This window comes from Polaribacter aquimarinus, assembly GCF_003129485.1.
Lineage (GTDB): Bacteria > Bacteroidota > Bacteroidia > Flavobacteriales > Flavobacteriaceae > Polaribacter > Polaribacter aquimarinus.
The window spans coordinates 91925-111267 of record NZ_QFFG01000003.1 but is presented as its reverse complement, the minus strand read 5'-3'; the positions used below and the strand labels follow the sequence as shown (position 1 = coordinate 111267).

Here is a 19343-nt window from a genome sequence, read left to right as displayed (position 1 = left end):
TTATGAAAGTTATTGCAATGATCCCAGCACGTTATAGTGCTTCTCGTTTCCCAGGTAAATTGATGAAAGATCTCGCAGGAAAACCAGTGATTTTAAGAACTTACGAAGCTGCTCTACAAACTAATTTATTTGATGAGGTTTATATTGTAACAGATTCTGATATTATTTTTAAGACAATCGAAAATGCAGGAGGAAATGCAATTATGAGTAAAAAAGAACACGAATGTGGTTCTGATAGAATTGCTGAAGCTGTTGAAAATATAGATGTTGATGTTGTAATAAATATTCAAGGAGATGAACCTTTTATAGATACAGTTTCTTTATCGAAATTGATTGATGTTTTTATAAATGACACTAATAAAGAAGTTGATTTAGCTTCTTTAAAAGTGCACATTACCAACATAGAGGATATCAAAAACCCTAATAATGTTAAGGTAATCACTGACATTAATAATATGGCAATTTATTTTTCTAGAAGCGTAATTCCTTATCATAGAGATACCTCAATCAATGTCAAATATTTTAAACATAAAGGTGTTTATGCTTTTAGAAAACAAGCCCTATTAGATTTTTATAATACACCAATGACGCCTTTAGAAGCAGCTGAAAAAATAGAAGCGATTCGATATCAAGAAATTGGTAAAAAAATAAAAATGGTAGAAACAGATGTAGAAGCAGTAGGTATAGATACACCAGAAGATTTAGAAAAAGCCATTAAATTTTTAAACTCTTAAATTATGAATAAAATAAGTGAAAACATAAAGGTAATTGCTTTTGATGCAGATGACACCTTATGGGTTAATGAAACTTATTTTAGAGAAGCAGAATTGGAGTTTGCAAAATTATTAGCCAAGTACGAAACTGCCAACAAGATTGACCAAGAATTATTTAAAACAGAAATTAAAAATTTAAAACATTATGGTTATGGAGTTAAAGGATTTGTCTTGTCTATGGTAGAATGTGCTTTAGATCTTTCTAATTATCAAATCAATCAAAGGACAATTGAGGAGATTTTAAAAATTGGAAAAGAAATGTTAGAAAAACCAATCGAATTGTTAGATGGAGTAGAAGAGGTATTGGAAAAACTTCAAGAAAAATTTAAATTAATTGTTGCAACAAAAGGTGATTTATTAGACCAAGAACGAAAATTAGAAAAATCGAATTTATCAAAATATTTTCATCATATAGAGGTGATGAGTGATAAGAAAGAAAAAGATTATAAAAAGCTCATAAAGCATTTAGATATTGAGTCTTCAGAGTTATTAATGATTGGAAATTCACTAAAGTCAGATGTTTTACCTTTGATTGAAATTGGTGCATCTGCAATCCATATCCCTTTTCATACCACTTGGATTCACGAAGAAGTTACAGACGATAAATCATCAAAATCTAATTACATTACTTTACTAAATATCAAAGAAGTTACATCGTTGTTATAAATAAATAAACTAAATTTGCAGCATTAAATTATAAATAAGTTATGGCAAGTATAAAAAACTTAAAAAAAGATATTAATTACGTTTTAGGTGATGTTATTGAATATGCATTAGATGTTTCTGCATTAAAAAACCAAGCTAAAAAGATTGATGTGATTATAGATGAAGCAATTGAAACTTTTGATGCTTTAATTGAAAAAGTGAATGCTAAAGATGTTGAAAACAAAAAAGCACATTTTAAATCAGTAAATCAGGAACTAGAAAATAAAGCAAAAGCTTTAGTAGAAAAAATAAGTAAACTATAGTTTATTTAACTTTTTTTTTAACAAATTTTATAACCAGCATCATTTTTTGATGTTGGTTTTTTTATTAAATTTGAAAAGTAATAAGTAGTTAAAGTTTACGTTTAATTATTATAAAAATTGATGAAAATGGCTAGAGCAATGTTTGAATACACAAAAACAGTACTAAAAAAGGTAAGTTTTAATTCAGATTTGTTTTGTAAAGAATTAGAGAAAGCGTTAACCAGATTATTGCCTTACGAGGTGGATGAACTTACAATTTGGTTAAGACAATTTACAGCTAATAAACCTGAATTATATTCTTGTTTAGCCTTAATAAAATAAACAAAAAAAGAAGCTCTTAAAGCTTCTTTTTTTATTTGTTATTAGATTGTTTTCTATATTTTCGCATTAGTTTTCTTGCAAACTCTCTCTGAGATAATTGTAATTTTAAAATTTGTTTGTAAGATAAAACTTTTGATATTTTTTCTAAGAATTTTTCTTTTTCTACTAATTCTTTTTTGTCCAGTTTAATTTTAGATTGCACAAAAAATTTAGATTCTTCTTCTGTTAAAGCTTCAAGCCCACCGGCATTTTTTAATTTATTTTTAATATCTAACATACCTTTTCTTCTTAGAACATCTAAATTATTTTCATGCTCATTATAAAGAGGCCAAAATTTTTGTGCAGTTTTAGTATCTAAATTTAATTCTTGAGTTAAAAAAGCGACTTTTAAAGCTTTTATTTTTTCTTTATTTTTTCTTTTCTGAGCATTAATTGTAACAGTGGACAAAACTAATACTAAGATTATTAAAATATATTTTTTCATACTAATTAATTTCGTTTAATAAAGTAGTGTTATCGTTATAAATAATGTAATCTTCTATAAGATCATTATCAATATTTGTATATGCAAAATCATTCATATTCATATTGTCGACAGATACAAAAGTAGCAATATCTTCTGATGTTATACTAGATGAATTTTCTAAAAACCAAGTTTCGATGTCTGTTTCAGCTAAATTATCAAAGCGGGTCTCAATATTCTCTTTGTTAAAATAATTTATACTGATGAATAGTGCTATTGATGCAGCTATAGCAGCAGGAATTATTTTGTAAAATTTTTGTTTTAAAGAGATTACTTTGATGTTTTTTTTCTCTGATTTTAATGAATCTAAAATAGAATCTTCTAAATTGTTAAAATAAGAAGTTGGAGTTGAAAAAGCATCCTTTTTAGGAATAGCGTTTTCAGCTAAAGCAATAAAAAAATGTTCTTCTACATCATCAAAATAATCTTTTGAAGTAGAGAAACCAGATTTTTTTCCTAAAACCGAATCTAAATACAATTCACTATTTTTTATTTTTTCTTTCATTATACCCTTTAGACCTTTTTATTTTTAATTGGTTTAATTTGACATGGTTTTTATATAATGTTCAATTTTTTTTACAGCATGAAAATAAGAAGCTTTTAATGCTCCAACAGAAGTTTCTAAAATTTCTGATATTTCATTATATTTTAGTTCATCAAAATACTTCATATTAAAAACTAATTGTTGTTTTTGAGGTAATGTTGCTATAGCTTTTTGAAGTAAAATTTGAATTTTTTCTCCTGTAAAATAATCGTCACTGGTTAAATTAGAAGCCAATTCTTGTTGATAATCAGATATATCAAGATTTCTTTGTTTTGCTCTTTTATTAATAAATGTTATAGATTCGTTTGTAGCTATTCGATACATCCAAGAATACAGTTTGCTATTTTGATTGAATTTATCTATATTTTTAAAAATTTTAATAAATGTGTTTTGTAGCACATCATCAGCATCATCGTGAGATATTACAATCTTACGAATATGCCAATACAAGCGTTCTTTATAGAGTTTAATGAGTTCTCTAAACGCTTTTTCTTTAGTCTGAACATTTTGTAATTGTTCTATTAAAAGAGATTCCTCTGTCAAGTAATTAAATTATAAGTGTAAGACTCTAAAAATATAAAAAAGTTTAAAATTTATTTTTTAGATCTAGAATAACCAAATAATCTTTTTTGTTTGATCGTTTCTGCGATGCCCTCTGGTAACATTTCTTCCCATCCTTTTTCGCCTTCTCTAATTAACTTTAAGACTGTTCTTGAAAAAATGTCTAAAATATCTTTGTCAAAATCATCAATATTTACAAGCTTTCCATTGTGTTTAAAGAATTTATATAACTCTTTCATTCTTGGATGTACTTTAAGGTTTTCGCTATTAATATATTCTCCAGATGCTTGATTATGGTATGGATACATGTAAACTTTCAAATCTCGGTAGAAAAGTTTACCGAAAGCTTCTAAAATTCCACCACTTAGATTACGGTAGTATTTTTCATCAAAAATTTGAATCAAATTTTGAACCCCCATGGTTAATCCCATTCTTTCTTTGGTAAATTCACTAAAGTATTCTACTAGTTTAAAGTATTGTTGAAAACTGGTAATCATTACATTTTGACCTAAAGAACACAATAATTCTGCTCTATCTAAGAAATCTCTTTCATTTATTTTTCCTTCTGAAGTAAGGTTACTTAGCGTAATTTCAAAAATAATTTGTGTCTTATCTTTATCAACTTTATTTTCTGCAAAAAATAACTTTTTGGATTTTTCAAACATATCCATATTTACTTTAGTAACAGGTCTAAAACTTCCTCTTAAAGCTAAAATATTTTTTTTGTAAAGTACTTGAGCAGGCAATAAGTTATTTCCATCTGGACCAAACATTACAGCATTAGTCATTCCGTATTTTAGTAGTTGTAAACTCATTAAACGATTATCTACATACATAAAACGAGGACCAGAGAAATTAATCATATCAATTTCTAATTGGTCATTACTTAAATTATCATAAAAAGATTTTACTAAATCCTTTGGGTTGTCATTTAAATAAAAAGCCCCATATATTAAATTTACACCTAAAACACCTAAAGTTTCTTGTTGCAAACGTGCATCAGTTTCTTTAAAACGTAAGTGCAAAACTATTTCATTATAACCTTCTAAAGGATCTAATTGAAAACGAATTCCAACCCAACCATGTCCTTTAAATTTCTTAGCAAAATCAATGGTAGTAACTGTATTGGCATAACTGAAAAATAATTTATCTGGATGTTTTTGTCGGCTTAAACGATCTTCCATTAAGTCAATTTCGTGACCTAACATTTTCTTTAAACGAGGTTGAGTAACATATCGCTTATCGTCTTCTACACCATATATTGCATCAGAAAAGTCTTTGTCGTAAGCACTCATTGCTTTGGCAATGGTTCCAGAAGCAGCACCAGATCTAAAGAAGTTACGAGCGGTTTCCTGTCCTGCCCCAATTTCAGCAAAAGTCCCGTAAATGTCAGTATTTAAGTTAATTCTTAGTGCTTTACTTTTAGTAGTAGGTACACTACTAATCTTTTGATCTCCTTTTAAAGAAATGGCCATGTATTATTATTTTAAGGTTAAAACAAATGTACTAAAATAGAGTGCTATCAGTCAATTTTTATACTATTTTTGTTATGATGAATTTTACCAAAAAACTGTTAAAAATTACCTTTTTAGGTACAGGAACTTCTCAAGGAATTCCTATGATTGCAAGTAATGACCCTGTATGTAAGTCAAAAAACCCTAAAGACAAACGTTTGCGTTCATCAATTTTAATTTCTTGGGATGATGTGACTTACACAGTAGATTGTGGGTTAGATTTTAGGCAGCAAATGTTAAGAGAAGACATACAATCTTTAAATGGAGTTTTTTTTACTCACGAACATGCAGATCATATTGGGGGTTTAGATGATTTACGCCCCTTTTGTTATCAATTAGGAGAGATGCCTATTTATTTAAATAAAAGAACTTTACATAGTTTGGAAAAGCGATTTGAATACATTTTTAACCCTAAGTTTAAATATCCTGGCGCTCCAACTGTAAAACCAAAAATTGTTTATAAAACTAAGTTCAAAGTAGATGGTTTAGAAGTAATTCCAATTGAAGTTTTTCATGGAAAGTTACCAATAACTGCTTATCGTTTTCAAAATTTTGCCTATTTAACAGATGTGAAATTTGTGGAACCTGCTGAAAAAGAAAAGCTTAAAAATTTAGATGTTTTAGTAGTTGATGCCTTAAGAATAAAACCACATACAACACATTTTAATTTACAAGAAGCATTAGATTTTGTTGAAGAACTTAAGCCCAAAAGAGCTTATTTTACTCACATTAGTCACAAATTAGGTTTTCATGAAGAAGTTTCAAAACAGCTTCCAGAAAATGTGTTTTTAGCTTATGATGGTTTAAAAATCGAAGTTTAGATTTTTATAATTTGTTTTTTAATGTATATTTGTTAGAATGCCTATGATTTCAGGCAACTCAATCAAACTCGTTATAGATATAGTTACAAAATAACCAACTTAAAATAAATGGCAGAAAATAAAGACAAGAATAAAGCTGTTGAAAGTCAAAAAGAAATAGACAGAATTGCAGCGGTAAGAGAACTCATCTTTGGTGAAAACATGAAGGAATACAACAGTGAATTTGCTGATGTATATAACAAAATTCAATCGCTAAAAGATGCAACAGATAAGAATTTACAAGAAGCTGTTACTAATTTAGAAAATAAATTATCTGATCTAGAAAGCTTAATGGATCATAAATTTCAAGATTTAAATGATGATTTAGATAAAAGATTAGCAGATTTAGATGATGAAAAAGCAGATAGAAGAAAATTAGGAAAAGCTTTAGAGAAAATTGCATTGATGTTGCAAGAATAGATGAAAAAAACGCCTGTAGATAACACAAAAGACAATCGTTTTGAGTTACTCAGAGAACTTTTATTAGCTGAAGATAGAGAAAAGTTTGAATCTCTTAGTAAAGAGGTAATTCTTAAAGAAAAGTTAGCTAAGAATGTTTCTCCATTAATGGATGAAAAAATCTTAGATCTTCGTGAAAAGTTTCCAGAATACTTTGGAGATACTATTACAGAAACTATTAAAGTTCAAATTAGAGATTCTCAAGACGAAGTTGTAGAAGCCTTATACCCAATAATGGGTAAGTTGGTTAAGAAAGCTATTATTAGCGAAATTACAAAGTTAACTGAGAGCGTAAACAAAACCGTTAAAGAAAAATTCTCTATTCAAGAAATTTTAAAACGCTTTTTTAAAGGAAAGAAAAATGATGCAGATGTTGTTTTACAAGAGGTTTTCGAACCTATTATAGAGGAAGTTTTTATTATCGAAAAAGAATCTGGTTTACTTTCTGGGAGCTATTCTAGAGGTAATATAGCAGACAAAGATATGGTTTCTGGAATGTTAACTGCTATTAAATCATTTGTAGAAGATGCTTTTTCAAAAGAAGGTCAAGACTTAGAAGATATTAAGTTTGAAACCTTTCAACTTTCTATTCAAAATTTTAAGAGCATATATATTGCTATTGCTTGCTCAGGTGTATTAAACACTACTTTTAAAGAAGAATTATCTGATAGAATTAACAATTTGGCAGAAATTATTTTAAGAGATCGCTCATATTTATCTGATGAAAATAGGTTGAATAATGTAATTTTTCAACAATTAATTGAAGAGCAATAATAGTCTTAGCATATGATTGCAAAAAAAGTGTTACTAGTTGGTAATTTTGGTGTAGGTAAAACCTCTTTAATTAGAAGGTTTGTCTTGAATGAATTTTCTGAAGATTATATTAGTACCATTGGTGTTAGAGTGAGTAAAAAAGTGGTAGAGTATCAAAATGAAACTATTAAACTGATGATTTGGGATGTTGCTGGTACAAGTGGTAACGAAAAAATCCCGAAAGCTTATTTTTTAGGAGCTCATGGCGCTATGTTTGTTTTTGACTTAAGTAGAGAAGAAACATTTTTAACCATTGATAAAAATTTACAAATGGTAAAAGATTTGTCTGGTATTGAAAATATTACTATTGTTGGTAATAAGAAAGATTTACTTACAGATGAAGAAGTTCAAAATGTAGTCAAAAAAGTTTCTGTTGATATTGACTTGATTACAAGTGCTAAAGAAGGAGATAATGTAGAAGATGCCTTTATGCAATTAACTGCCCAAACTTTAAAATAACTTTTTTTGATACCTGCTAAAATTGAAGATGTTTTTTTACAAATCACTACTGATTTTTCAGGAGTAATTCAAAGCATAGATGCAGGCAAGTTTATTAAGAATGAATTTATTTTAAAAGATACTGTTTACAATACTTGTCCTTTTTTAGAAGGAACTTTAGATGCTCTAGAAATTAAAGAGCCTTTTCTTTTAGAAGGTATGGTTGTTTTTTCTGATAATCAAGAGTTTAATGTTGATTTGGAGGTTTTTAAAAACAATAACTCGATTAAAATTCTCATTCATAATCGAACTAATGTTTATAAAATTGTAGATCAGCTGAATCAAAATAGAAATGATATTTTCTTTGTTAAAAGAGAGATTGCAGAAAAAAATAAAGAATTAGACAGACTTCGAAAAATTGCAGACAAAGCAAATGAAGAAAAATCTCGATTTCTAGCAATGATGAGCCACGAGATACGTAATCCTTTAAATGCTATACTAGGATATACAGAGCTTATTTCTTTAGAACAATTGAATGATAATGTAATAAAGCATATTAAAAATTTAACTGCAGCAGGAAAAAACTTAAAAGTAATTGTTGATGATATTTTGGATTTATCAAGAATAGAAGCAGGTAAATTAGAGTTGGTTTCTGAGCAAATATCATTAGAAGAAATTATTATAAATTGTAAAAATGATTTTAAGCATCAACAACAAAATAAAGATGTAAAACTTATTTTTGAAGTTGATAAGAATATACCTAATAAACTTTTAGGTGATAGTGTTAGGATTCACCAAATTTTATCAAATCTAATTAGTAATGCTATAAAATTTACAAAAAAAGGAAAGATAAAAACTATAGCCAAAATTATCTCAGAGAAATCAAAATCTATTAATATTCAGTTTGGTATTACAGATACAGGTAGAGGGATGTCTGAAAAACAATTAACTAAAATTTTTGAAGAATATCAACAAAATAAGATAGCAGACCAAAGAATAAAAGGAGGAGCAGGTTTAGGACTTGCAATAGTAAATCGATTAGTAAGCGCAATGAACGGCAAAATATTTGTTGAAAGTGAACTAAATGTAGGAACTACTTTTTTTGTTGAAATACCATTAAAAAAATACTTAAAACACACCATAAAAAAAGCAAATATATCTTTAAATGATAGTATAATAAATTTAAAAGGAAAGAAGATTTTAGTTGCAGATGATGATTTGTTAAATCAAACTATAGTTCATCATTTTTTAACTAATGCGAGTGCAGAAATTACTATTGTTAAAGATGGTTTAGAAGCATTATCTAAAATTGAATCAACAACTTTTGATGTAATTCTATTGGATATAAATATGCCAAATATGACAGGTGAGGAGTTAATTCAAAAAGCATCAATTTTTAAGGAATTTAACCCTAAAACACCAGTGCTAGCATTAACAGCTAACGCAACTAAAGAGGATATTGATGGTTATATAAAAATTGGTTTTTTTGATGTAATTTCTAAACCTTTTACTTCGGAAGTTTTTTTAAATAAAATTTATTCTGTTATTTAATCATTTTTTCAAAAGCTAAGCGTTTTGCACCATAATTTGTGTAAATTATTCCACAATATTTATATCCCATCTTCTTAATAAGAGATTGCATTCCTAAATTCTCTTCGTGTGTATCAATTTTTAAACTTTTAATGTTTTGTTGGATTAGGTTTTGATGTAATTCTTCAAACACAAACTTAGCAATACCCATGCCTCTAAATTCCTCTGCTATTGCTAATCTATGAATTACTCCATATGGTAAAGATTCGTCTATAAACCAATTGCCATCGATTACTTTTTTGTAAGTAGGTTCTTTTCTAGTAGTAAACATAGTAGTAGCCAAAATTTTATTTTCATCATTAAAAATCACATAACTTTCTTTATTAACAATATCATTTTCAACTTGTGCCTGATTCGGATACCCGTTTTGCCATTGATCAATATTTAAAGACTTTAACAATGCTTTTGCATCATTAATAATTACCATAATTCTTGGAATATCATCAATAGTAGAAAGTCTAATTTTCATTTTAGTTGATTTTAAAATCTAACCACAATTCATTTTCTACAAATAATTGTAAACGATCTCCTTTTTGGTTCTCTCCAATTCCGTCAGCTGGAGTACCTGTAAAAATTAAATCACCAGGTTGTAATGTCATAAAAGTTGATATATAACTAATAATATCAGCAAAATCATTAATCATATAAGCAGTATTACCAACTTGAACTTGTTTTTTGTTAATTTTTAAATCAAAATTAATGTCATTTAAATCAGGAAAATCGGATACAGGCCTAAAACTAGAAATTGGTGCTGCACCATCAAAACCTTTAGCTAAATCCCAAGGATGTTTAAATTCTCTATCGTTATTTAAGACATCTTTTGCAGTATAATCAATACCTACTGCAATTTCAGAAACATAAGAATTAGCATCTTCGACTGCTATATTTTTACCTTCTTTTCCAATTTTAATTACCAATTCTATTTCATAAACCAATTTATTTGTAATAACGGGATAGTCAATATCGCAGTTTATGGCTAAAGCTGTTTCTGGTTTTGAGAAGATGAACTTTTTATTTTTCTTCTTTTCTGCAATATCTTTTAAATCAGTTACGTAATTACTACCTATTCCTAAAATTTTCATTAGTTGTTTGTTTTGTTATGTAAATGTAAAAAAATATCTGCCAAAAAATCGAAATTTTATGGCAGATTTATATAGTTGTGTTGCTTGTTTTTAAGCGGTTGCTTCCTCTTTAATTGAAGCTTTAGTTGGCAACTCCACAATCTCTTGATTGTGTAAAATATCTTGAATAGTTTGTCTTTTTCTGATTAAATAATCTTGTCCATTTACAACCATAACTTCTGCTGGTAGATATCGAGAGTTGTAGTTAGAAGCCATAGAATAACAATAAGCTCCTGCATTATGGAAACATAAAATATCCTCTTCAGAAATTTCAGAAATCCTTCTATTAGAACCAAAAGTATCAGTTTCGCAAATATAACCTACAACAGAGTAGTATCTGTCCCTACCTTCTGGATTAGAAATATTAGAAATATGATGATAAGAATCATACATCATAGGTCTTACTAAGTGATTGAAACCAGAATCTACATGTGCAAAAACTGTTGAAGTAGTTTGTTTAACTACATTAACTTTTGCTAAAAAAACACCAGCCTCTGAAACCAAGAACTTTCCAGGTTCAAACATTAAAGTAATTTCTTTTCCGTACTCATTACAAAACTCATTGAAACGAGCAGAAAGTTGAATTCCTAATTGTTCAATATCTGTAGAAATATCTCCTTCTTTATAGGGTACCTTAAATCCACTACCAAAATCGATAAAATCTATATTATCAAATTGACGAGCAACATCAAATAAAATATCTGATGCACGCAAAAAAGTATCTATATCTAAAATATCAGATCCAGTATGCATATGAATCCCGTTGATGTTCATGCCGGTATTTTCTACAACACGTTTAATATGTGGAACTTGATGAATTGAAATGCCGAATTTAGAATCAATATGACCTACAGAAATTTTAGAATTTCCACCTGCCATAATATGCGGATTAATACGAACACAAACTGGAATTTCAGGGTGTTTTTGACCAAATTGTTCCAGTATAGAAAGGTTGTCTATATTAATTTGAACTCCTAACTTGGCAACTTCTTCAATTTCGGTTAATGAAACACCATTTGGAGTAAAAATAATGTCATGAGGATTAATCCCTGTAGTTAAACACAACTGAACTTCTTGAATAGAAACCGTGTCTAACCCTGAACCTAAATTTTTAAAAAACTTTAAAATATTGATATTCGAAAGTGCTTTAACTGCATAGTTTAACTTTAAATTTTTAACACTGCTAAAGGCATCAGTTAACCTGTTGTATTGTGATTCAATTTTGTCGGTATCGTAAACATATAAAGGACTTCCGTACTTATTTGCTAATTCTAAAAGTTGTGTTCTTTCCACTGTAAATGATTTATTTGAGAGACCAAAAATAATCAAAATGTTGAGTTGTTTAGCGATTTGTTAAAAAATATAACATATTGTTTTTTTTTGTTTTTTTTAGGGTGAAAAAGTAGTTTTTAAAAATAAGTGGTGGTTATACAATTCAAAAAGTTTTTAAAACGAAACCCAATAGATGATGAGTTCTTGAGTTTAGTCAAATTATTCCGGTTTAATTGATAATATATTACTTAAAATGGAGACTATGCAATCGTTGAAATCCTGTTAATAACTAATTATCACTGCCATTTCATTTTATGAGTGTTAATGCTATATTAGCAATTACTTCAAACCTAATCGTAGTAAGGATTTTTTATGAGTAGAGAAACAAAATACACAGAAGATAATATTCGCTCTTTAGATTGGAAAGAACACATTAGAATGCGTCCTGGAATGTATATTGGAAAGTTAGGAGATGGTTCTTCAGCTGATGACGGAATCTATATTCTAGTTAAAGAAGTTCTGGATAATTCTATTGATGAATATGTAATGGGAGCTGGAAAAACTATAGAAATTTCTATACAAGGAAGTAAAGTTACTGTTCGTGATTATGGTCGAGGAATTCCTTTAGGAAAAGTGGTTGATGTAGTTTCTAAAATGAATACAGGCGGCAAATATGATTCTAAAGCGTTTAAAAAATCTGTAGGTTTAAATGGAGTAGGGACCAAAGCTGTAAATGCGCTTTCTTCTTTTTTTAGGGTTGAATCTACAAGAGAAGGAAAATCTGCATCTGCAGAATTTAGTCAAGGAAGCCTAGAGAATCAAGAATTTTTAGAAGAAACCTCAAGAAGAAAAGGCACCAAAGTTCAGTTTATACCAGATGAAACCATTTTTAAAAACTACAAATTCAGAAATGAATATGTAGCTAAAATGTTGAAGAATTATGTCTATTTAAACCCTGGTCTAACCATTATTTTTAATGGAGAAAAATACTTTTCTGAAAATGGATTAAAGGACTTGTTGGAAGATAATAACAATCAAGATGATATGTTGTATCCGATAATTCATTTAAAAGGAGATGATATTGAAGTTGCTATTACACATAGTAAAACTCAGTATTCAGAGGAATATCATTCCTTTGTAAATGGGCAGCATACTACCCAGGGAGGAACGCATCAATCTGCATTTCGTGAAGCAGTTGTAAAAACCATTCGTGATTTTTTTGGTAAAAATTTTGAAGCATCTGATGTTCGTAAATCGATTATTTCTGCAATTGCCATAAAAGTAATGGAGCCTGTTTTTGAAAGTCAGACTAAAACAAAATTAGGCTCTACAGAAATGGGTGGTGATTTGCCAACGGTAAGAACCTATATAAACGATTTTGTAAAAACAAAATTGGATAATTATTTGCATAGAAATACCGAAGTAGCAGACAAACTACAGAAGAAAATAATTCAAGCAGAAAAAGAACGTAAAGAACTTTCTGGCATTCGAAAATTGGCGAGAGACAGAGCTAAAAAGGCAAGCTTGCACAATAAAAAATTACGCGATTGTAGAATTCATTTAGGGGATACCAAAAAAGAAGCACATTTAGAAACAACGTTGTTTATTACAGAGGGAGATTCAGCATCTGGTTCCATTACAAAATCTAGAAATGTAAATACGCAAGCTGTTTTTAGTTTAAAAGGAAAGCCTTTAAATTCTTATGGATTGAGTAAGAAAATTGTATACGAAAATGAGGAATTCAATTTATTACAAGCCGCATTAAATATAGAGGATGGTTTAGAGGATTTGCGTTACAATAATATTGTAATTGCTACTGATGCCGATGTTGATGGAATGCACATTCGTTTGTTATTGATAACTTTCTTTTTGCAATTTTTCCCAGAGTTAATCAAAGAAGGACATTTATATATTTTAGAAACGCCTTTATTTAGAGTTAGAAACAAAAAAGAAACCATTTATTGTTATTCTGATGATGAAAAACGAGCAGCCATAGAAAAGTTAAGAGGTAAACCAGAAATAACTCGATTTAAAGGTTTGGGTGAGATTTCGCCAAATGAATTTGTACATTTTATTGGTGATGATATTCGTTTAGATCCTGTAATGTTAGATAAAGAAATGTCTATTGAGCAAATGTTACAGTTCTATATGGGAAAAAACACACCTGATAGACAAAAATTTATTATTAATAATTTGAAGGTTGAATTAGATTACGTAGAAGAGGAAGTTTAAATTATGAGTGAAGAAATAAACGAAAACGAACACGAAGAGGAATTAACGAGTGAAGGAGAACAATTAGATTCGCCTCAAGAAGAAACCATAACTAAGGTTACAGGGATGTACAAAGAGTGGTTTCTAGATTATGCTTCGTATGTAATTTTAGAAAGAGCAGTTCCTTCTTTAGAAGACGGATTAAAACCTGTGCAACGTAGAATTATGCATTCTATGAAAGATTTAGATGATGGTCGCTATAACAAAGTAGCGAATATTGTGGGTCATACCATGCAATATCATCCTCATGGAGATGCTTCTATTGCAGATGCTATGGTTCAAATTGGTCAGAAAGAATTGCTAATAGATATGCAAGGAAACTGGGGTAATATCTTAACAGGTGATAGAGCTGCAGCATCAAGATATATTGAGGCACGTTTATCAAAATTTGCACTAGATGTTGTTTTTAATCCGAAGACTACAGAATGGAAATTATCTTACGATGGACGTAGGAAAGAACCTATAGATTTACCAGTTAAATTCCCATTATTATTAGCACAAGGTGCAGAAGGAATTGCTGTAGGTTTATCGACCAAAATATTGCCACACAACTTTAATGAGTTGATAGATGCTTCTATTAAATATTTAAAAGGAAGAAGTTTTAAAATTGTTCCTGATTTTTTAACGGGTGGAATTGCAGATTTCACCAATTATAATGATGGAAAAAGAGGAGGAAAGGTGCGTATTCGTGCAAAAATTTCTCAATTGGACAAAAAGACCTTGGTAATTAATGAAATTCCATTTTCTACCACCACATCTTCTTTAATTGATAGTATCTTAAAAGCGAATGATAAAGGGAAAATCAAAATAAAAAAGATTGAAGACAATACTGCTGCAGAAGTAGAAATTTTAGTGCATTTACCACCAAATGTATCTCCAGATAAATCAATTGATGCTTTATATGCTTTTACCAATTGTGAAACTTCCATATCGCCATTAGCTTGTACAATTAAAGATAATACTCCTGTTTTTACTGGGGTTTCAGACATGTTAAAACACTCTACAGATTTAACTGTAGAATTGTTAAAGAAAGAGCTTGAAATTCAGTTAAATGAATTGGAAGAACAATGGCATTTTTCATCCTTAGAACGCATTTTTATAGAAAACAGAATCTATAGAGATATAGAAGAAGAGGAAACTTGGGAAGGTGTAATTGCAGCAATTGATAAAGGTTTGCAACCTCATATTAAACATTTAAAAAGAGCTATAACTGAAGAAGATATTGTACGCTTAACAGAAATTCGAATTAAGAAAATATCAAAATTCGATATTGATAAAGCTAAACAATATATAGAAAGTTTAGAAGATAAAATTGCAGGTGTAAAACATCATTTAGATAATCTAATTGAATTTGCAATCGACTATTTTAAAAACTTAAAAGATAAATATGGTAAAGGAAAAGAACGTAAAACTGAAATCAGAATTTTTGATGACATTGTTGCAAGTAAAGTAGCTATGAACAATGCAAAACTCTATGTAAATAGAGAAGAAGGTTTTATTGGTACTTCTTTACGAAGAGATGAATTTGTCTGCGATTGTTCTGATATTGATGATATCATCGTTTTTAGAAAAGATGGTAAAATGATGGTGACTAAAATCGATTCAAAAACTTTTGTTGGTAAAGACATCATTCATGTTGCAGTCTTTAAAAAGAAGGATAAAAGAACCGTATACAACTTTATGTATAAAGACGGAACAAGAGGCCCTAGTTATATGAAGCGCTTTAATGTAACTTCTGTAACTCGTGATAAAGAATACGATTTAACAAACGGAAGTAAAGGATCTAAAGTGTTGTATTTTACTGCAAATCCTAATGGTGAAGCTGAGGTTGTTACCATAAACTTACGTGCAGTTGGTAGTATTAAAAAATTAAAATGGGATATTGATTTTGCAGATTTGGCTGTAAAAGGACGTGGAGTTCGTGGAAATACTATCACTAAATTTGCTATTAAAAGTATTGATTTTAAATACGCTGGAGTTTCTACATTAAAACCTCGTAAAATCTGGTTTGATGAGGCTGTTCAACGTTTAAATGTTGATGAAAGAGGCGAATTATTAGGAGAGTTTAGAGCAGAAGATAAGTTGTTAATCATCACTCAAAGTGGAAAAGCAAAAGCAGTAAAACCAGATTTGGCAATGCATTTTGAAGATGATATGATTGTTTTAGAGAAATGGAAACCTAACAAACCAATTTCTGCCATTTATTTTGATGCAGAAAAAGCGCGTTACTACGTAAAAAGATTTTTGATAGAAACTCCAGAAAAAGAAGAAATATTTATTTCAGAACATCCCAAAAGTCAATTAGAAATTGTAGCAACAGATTACAGACCAATGGCTGAAGTACAATTTTCGAAACGCAGTCTAGAAAATATCCAAGTAAATTTTGAAGAATTTATTGCTGTTAAAGGAATTAAAGCATTAGGAAATCAATTAACGATGGATAAAATTAAGAATGTGAATTTATTAGAATCACTCCCTTATGAAGAACCAGAATCACCAACTTCAGAAGAAATAGAAGTGGTTGATGAAGAAGTTGTAGAAGAAAAATTGCCTTTAGATGTACCAACTATTGAAAAATCTTCTGTGTTAGAAGTACCCAATAAAGAAGATAAAAAGCAAGCATTGTTAAAGAAAGCGATTCAAAAGAAAAAGGAAAATACGGATGATGATACTCAGCAGAGTTTGTTTTAGAATTTAGTTTTATGAAAATAACATATCAACTCAAAAATTCTGACTTTCTAGAATATCAACTTTATACTTCTTCAAAATCTAAATTGCATAAAAAGAAAAGACTTAGGTCTAGAATTATAGTACCTATTTTTTATTTTTTATTTGGCTTTTACTTGTCAAATAAAAATGATAATCTATTATTCTTTGCTGTTTTTTCCTTAGTTTCAATTATATGGTTTTTATTGTATCCTTTATATTCTAGATGGAAATATAAAAACCACTTTAAAAAACATATTAAAGAAAACTATAAGAATAGGATTAATAAATCAGTAGAAATTTTATTTGATGATGAAATAATAAAAACTAAAGATTATTCATCTGAAAGTAAAATTAATAAAACAGAATTGAAGGAATTGATTGAAACTAAAAATCATTACTTTTTAAAACTTCAAACTGATCTATCTATAATTATACCTAAAGATTCTTTTGTTAATCAAGAGGAGTTTATAAAAAGAGTAAAAGACTATGGAGTAGATTATATTGATGAGTTATCTTGGGTTTGGAAGTAATTTTTTAATAATGTAAAAATGAAAAAAATTGGATTAATAGGAGGGATTACACCTGAATCAACTATTCTGTATTATCGAATTCTAAATGAACTAAATTCTAAGAGTCTAGGGAAACCTCATTCAGCAGAAGTTATTATCAATTCTTTTGATTTTGGACAAATATCTAAACTGCAAAAAGAAAGCAAATGGGATTTGTTAGATGAGTTAATGGCAAATGCAGGTAAAAACTTAGAAAATGCAGGCGCTACTTGTATAGTTATTTGTGCAAATACCATGCATTTATGTATTAATGCTGTAAGAAGTGTAGTAAACATTCCTGTAATTCATATTGCTGAAGCTACATCAAAAAGTATCACAGCAAAAAAGTTAAAAAAGGTAGCTTTATTAGGAACTAAATACACTATGGAAAAAGACTTTTTTAAAGATATCTTATCTTCTTTTAATGTTGAAACAATCATTCCTAATGAAGAAGATAGAAATGAAATTCATAGAGTTATTTACCAAGAACTTTCTTCAGGTGAAATACATGAAAAATCTAAAGAAAATTATATTAAAATCATAAATAAATTGATTAAAAGTGGGGCAGAAGGTATCATTTTAGGTTGTACAGAAATTCCTTTGTTAATTCAACATAATGATGTTGATGTTCCTGTTTTTGATACGACTAAAATTCATGCAACTGCAGCCTATAATTTTGCAACTAAAAGCTCTTAATGAAATATCAAATTTTATACATATATCTATTAATTACTGGTAGTTTTTTTGCACAATCCGAAATCTATTATGCAATTGATACAGCCAATAATATTAATATAGAAAATGTAAAAGATCAAGAATTTCAGCTTTTAAAACATCAGATTTCTGATAAATATTCTCAAAATTCGTATTGGTTTAAAATTCCTGCTGCAGAAACAGATTCTGATTATATTTTTAAAATTTTATATGAAAGAATACGTGAAGCAGAGGTGTATCAGAATTCAAAAAAAATAGAAAGACTTAGAAATCAACGTTTTTTGAGTTATCAGTTTTCACGTAAGTATGATGTTTATGTAAAAGTTAGTCCAAAACTACATGCTTATATTCCTGTTGAACTCTATAAAATTGAGCAATCAAATTTAAAAGAGAATGATCATTTTCTTTTAAATGGCTTCTATTATGGTTTTGCTTTTCTTGTAATCATTAATAATCTATTTTATTTTTTCTTATTTAAAGATAATGCATTTCTTTATTATTCATTGTTCTTAATGAGTATGAGTTTTGGCGTTTTTACTATGGATGGAATGCTTAATTTTTATGAAGTTGGTGAACAAATGAGTAATGTATTGATGGTATCAAATTATATATTTCTCGCTTTTTTCTCATCAAAATTTGCCAATAACTATTTGTTTTTAGATTCTTTTTATCCAAACTTAAAGAAATTTAGTTACGCTATTGGTATTGTTATTATTGTTTTTGGAATTCTATATTTAATTTTCGAGAATTATTATTATTTACTTTTATTAAACATATTAGTTTTTTCACTGCTTATAATTTATTGGGTTTGTTCACTTTTATTGTTCAATAAAAATGTATACACAAAAGTTTTGGTAATAGCATATGTAATTATATTATTTTCAGCTATCGATTTTTTTGTTTTAAAATTTTTGGGAATTTCTATTGTAAATGTAAATTCAGTAAATATAAAAATTGGAGCTTTTGCAGAAATGATTATTCTTTCAATTGCAGTTCTATATAGAATGAATACCTTGAAAGAAGAAAACGAATTGATGCGACAAGAGATTATAAATTATTCAAAAGAATTGTTTCATTTAAATGTTGTCCAAAAACAAAACTCTAATAAAAATATTGATGAACTAAGCCAGAGAGAAAGGCAAATTTTCAACTTAATTGCTCAAGGAAAATCGAATAAAGAAATAGCTGCTGAGTTAAATATTTCTGTAAACACTGTAAAATTTCATGTTAAAAATATTTATGAAAAATTAAATATTAAAAGTAGGAAAGAAGTGTTGTCTCTTGAGGTTATTGTCTAAATTTATAGGTATTGTAACAGAACTACCCATAAACTACCCATATTAA

The 19343-nt window shown here is 28.5% G+C and carries 21 protein-coding genes; 14 read left to right on the top strand and 7 right to left on the bottom strand.

The window, feature by feature from the left end; translation table 11 throughout:
* The first annotated feature begins 2 nt into the window (after window positions 1–2).
* From kdsB to DIS07_RS07690, 4 genes are all read left to right on the top strand, one after another.
* Window positions 3–734 carry a 3-deoxy-manno-octulosonate cytidylyltransferase gene (kdsB, locus tag DIS07_RS07705; protein WP_109404669.1) on the top strand — a complete coding sequence of 244 codons (732 nt, stop codon included), beginning with the start codon at window positions 3–5 and terminating at the stop codon, window positions 732–734.
* Between the two features lie 3 nt (window positions 735–737).
* Window positions 738–1439 (top strand): HAD family hydrolase, encoded by a 702-nt coding sequence (locus DIS07_RS07700; protein ID WP_181374566.1) that lies wholly within the window; start codon window positions 738–740, stop codon window positions 1437–1439.
* 41 nt (window positions 1440–1480) lie between these two features.
* Window positions 1481–1741 (top strand): hypothetical protein, encoded by a 261-nt coding sequence (locus DIS07_RS07695; protein ID WP_109404668.1) that lies wholly within the window; start codon window positions 1481–1483, stop codon window positions 1739–1741.
* Window positions 1742–1867: 126 nt separating this feature from the next.
* Window positions 1868–2062, top strand: a complete 195-nt coding sequence (locus tag DIS07_RS07690) for a hypothetical protein (protein ID WP_109405052.1) — start codon at window positions 1868–1870, stop codon at window positions 2060–2062.
* Window positions 2063–2093: 31 nt separating this feature from the next.
* On the opposite strand, the gene DIS07_RS07685 is transcribed toward DIS07_RS07690, so the two are convergent.
* The 4 genes from DIS07_RS07685 to DIS07_RS07670 are packed head-to-tail and all read right to left on the bottom strand — an operon-like array spanning window position 2094 to window position 5165.
* Entirely contained in the window at window positions 2094–2546 is a 453-nt protein-coding gene (locus tag DIS07_RS07685) for a hypothetical protein (RefSeq protein WP_109404667.1), read from the bottom strand.
* 1 nt (window position 2547) lies between these two features.
* Window positions 2548–3090, bottom strand: a complete 543-nt coding sequence (locus DIS07_RS07680) for a hypothetical protein (RefSeq protein WP_109404666.1) — start codon at window positions 3088–3090, stop codon at window positions 2548–2550.
* A gap of 33 nt (window positions 3091–3123) precedes the next feature.
* Entirely contained in the window at window positions 3124–3672 is a 549-nt protein-coding gene (locus DIS07_RS07675) for an RNA polymerase sigma factor (protein ID WP_109404665.1), read from the bottom strand.
* Window positions 3673–3722: 50 nt separating this feature from the next.
* Entirely contained in the window at window positions 3723–5165 is a 1443-nt protein-coding gene (locus tag DIS07_RS07670) for a nicotinate-nucleotide adenylyltransferase (protein ID WP_109404664.1), read from the bottom strand.
* Between the two features lie 77 nt (window positions 5166–5242).
* Here DIS07_RS07670 and DIS07_RS07665 point away from each other — a divergent pair, with 77 nt between their 5' ends.
* The 5 genes from DIS07_RS07665 (at window position 5243) to DIS07_RS07645 (ending at window position 9325) form a co-directional block, all read left to right on the top strand.
* Window positions 5243–6025: an MBL fold metallo-hydrolase gene (locus tag DIS07_RS07665; protein WP_109404663.1), complete on the top strand. Its 783-nt coding sequence runs from the start codon at window positions 5243–5245 to the stop codon at window positions 6023–6025.
* Window positions 6026–6133: 108 nt separating this feature from the next.
* A complete protein-coding gene (locus DIS07_RS07660) occupies window positions 6134–6484 on the top strand; it encodes a hypothetical protein (protein ID WP_109404662.1) in 351 nt (116 codons plus the stop codon).
* Window positions 6485–7297 (top strand): cell envelope biogenesis protein OmpA, encoded by an 813-nt coding sequence (locus tag DIS07_RS07655; RefSeq protein WP_109404661.1) that lies wholly within the window; start codon window positions 6485–6487, stop codon window positions 7295–7297.
* A 12-nt stretch (window positions 7298–7309) separates the two neighbouring features.
* A complete protein-coding gene (locus DIS07_RS07650) occupies window positions 7310–7795 on the top strand; it encodes a Rab family GTPase (protein ID WP_109404660.1) in 486 nt (161 codons plus the stop codon).
* Between the two features lie 6 nt (window positions 7796–7801).
* Complete coding sequence (locus tag DIS07_RS07645) at window positions 7802–9325, top strand: ATP-binding response regulator (RefSeq protein WP_109404659.1); 1524 nt, start codon at window positions 7802–7804, stop codon at window positions 9323–9325.
* Here DIS07_RS07645 and DIS07_RS07640 read toward each other — a convergent pair.
* From DIS07_RS07640 to lysA, 3 genes are all read right to left on the bottom strand, one after another.
* Complete coding sequence (locus DIS07_RS07640; protein ID WP_109404658.1) at window positions 9318–9833, bottom strand: GNAT family N-acetyltransferase; 516 nt, start codon at window positions 9831–9833, stop codon at window positions 9318–9320. The genes DIS07_RS07645 and DIS07_RS07640 overlap by 8 nt on opposite strands.
* Window position 9834: 1 nt before the next feature.
* Window positions 9835–10446 (bottom strand): fumarylacetoacetate hydrolase family protein, encoded by a 612-nt coding sequence (locus DIS07_RS07635; protein WP_109404657.1) that lies wholly within the window; start codon window positions 10444–10446, stop codon window positions 9835–9837.
* A 90-nt stretch (window positions 10447–10536) separates the two neighbouring features.
* Window positions 10537–11808: a diaminopimelate decarboxylase gene (lysA, locus tag DIS07_RS07630; RefSeq protein ID WP_262503134.1), complete on the bottom strand. Its 1272-nt coding sequence runs from the start codon at window positions 11806–11808 to the stop codon at window positions 10537–10539.
* Window positions 11809–12129: 321 nt separating this feature from the next.
* On the opposite strand from lysA, the gene DIS07_RS07625 reads away from it, so the two are divergent.
* Genes DIS07_RS07625 through DIS07_RS07605 form a run of 5 tightly spaced genes read left to right on the top strand, consistent with a single transcriptional unit; the run spans window position 12130 to window position 19297 of the window.
* Complete coding sequence (locus DIS07_RS07625) at window positions 12130–13989, top strand: DNA topoisomerase IV subunit B (protein WP_109404656.1); 1860 nt, start codon at window positions 12130–12132, stop codon at window positions 13987–13989.
* 3 nt (window positions 13990–13992) lie between these two features.
* The gene (locus DIS07_RS07620) at window positions 13993–16719 is read left to right on the top strand and encodes a DNA gyrase/topoisomerase IV subunit A (protein WP_109404655.1); all 2727 of its coding nucleotides are present in this window, start codon (window positions 13993–13995) and stop codon (window positions 16717–16719) included.
* Window positions 16720–16730: 11 nt separating this feature from the next.
* Window positions 16731–17267: a YcxB family protein gene (locus tag DIS07_RS07615; protein ID WP_109404654.1), complete on the top strand. Its 537-nt coding sequence runs from the start codon at window positions 16731–16733 to the stop codon at window positions 17265–17267.
* A gap of 18 nt (window positions 17268–17285) precedes the next feature.
* Window positions 17286–17981: an aspartate/glutamate racemase family protein gene (locus DIS07_RS07610; protein WP_109404653.1), complete on the top strand. Its 696-nt coding sequence runs from the start codon at window positions 17286–17288 to the stop codon at window positions 17979–17981.
* Window positions 17981–19297, top strand: coding sequence for a LuxR C-terminal-related transcriptional regulator (locus tag DIS07_RS07605; RefSeq protein WP_109404652.1), 1317 nt, complete (start codon window positions 17981–17983; stop codon window positions 19295–19297). The genes DIS07_RS07610 and DIS07_RS07605 overlap by 1 nt, the downstream gene beginning before the upstream one ends.
* The last annotated feature ends 46 nt before the right edge of the window (window positions 19298–19343 follow it).

Coding starts and splice junctions, on each gene's coding strand:
- kdsB (WP_109404669.1), top strand. CDS start 3: ATGAAAGTTATTGCAATGATCCCAGCACGTTATAGTGCTTCTCGTTTC.
- DIS07_RS07700 (WP_181374566.1), top strand. CDS start 738: ATGAATAAAATAAGTGAAAACATAAAGGTAATTGCTTTTGATGCAGAT.
- DIS07_RS07695 (WP_109404668.1), top strand. CDS start 1,481: ATGGCAAGTATAAAAAACTTAAAAAAAGATATTAATTACGTTTTAGGT.
- DIS07_RS07690 (WP_109405052.1), top strand. CDS start 1,868: ATGGCTAGAGCAATGTTTGAATACACAAAAACAGTACTAAAAAAGGTA.
- DIS07_RS07685 (WP_109404667.1), bottom strand. CDS start 2,546: ATGAAAAAATATATTTTAATAATCTTAGTATTAGTTTTGTCCACTGTT.
- DIS07_RS07680 (WP_109404666.1), bottom strand. CDS start 3,090: ATGAAAGAAAAAATAAAAAATAGTGAATTGTATTTAGATTCGGTTTTA.
- DIS07_RS07670 (WP_109404664.1), bottom strand. CDS start 5,165: ATGGCCATTTCTTTAAAAGGAGATCAAAAGATTAGTAGTGTACCTACT.
- DIS07_RS07665 (WP_109404663.1), top strand. CDS start 5,243: ATGAATTTTACCAAAAAACTGTTAAAAATTACCTTTTTAGGTACAGGA.
- DIS07_RS07660 (WP_109404662.1), top strand. CDS start 6,134: ATGGCAGAAAATAAAGACAAGAATAAAGCTGTTGAAAGTCAAAAAGAA.
- DIS07_RS07655 (WP_109404661.1), top strand. CDS start 6,485: ATGAAAAAAACGCCTGTAGATAACACAAAAGACAATCGTTTTGAGTTA.
- DIS07_RS07650 (WP_109404660.1), top strand. CDS start 7,310: ATGATTGCAAAAAAAGTGTTACTAGTTGGTAATTTTGGTGTAGGTAAA.
- DIS07_RS07640 (WP_109404658.1), bottom strand. CDS start 9,833: ATGAAAATTAGACTTTCTACTATTGATGATATTCCAAGAATTATGGTA.
- DIS07_RS07635 (WP_109404657.1), bottom strand. CDS start 10,446: ATGAAAATTTTAGGAATAGGTAGTAATTACGTAACTGATTTAAAAGAT.
- DIS07_RS07625 (WP_109404656.1), top strand. CDS start 12,130: ATGAGTAGAGAAACAAAATACACAGAAGATAATATTCGCTCTTTAGAT.
- DIS07_RS07620 (WP_109404655.1), top strand. CDS start 13,993: ATGAGTGAAGAAATAAACGAAAACGAACACGAAGAGGAATTAACGAGT.
- DIS07_RS07615 (WP_109404654.1), top strand. CDS start 16,731: ATGAAAATAACATATCAACTCAAAAATTCTGACTTTCTAGAATATCAA.
- DIS07_RS07610 (WP_109404653.1), top strand. CDS start 17,286: ATGAAAAAAATTGGATTAATAGGAGGGATTACACCTGAATCAACTATT.
- DIS07_RS07605 (WP_109404652.1), top strand. CDS start 17,981: ATGAAATATCAAATTTTATACATATATCTATTAATTACTGGTAGTTTT.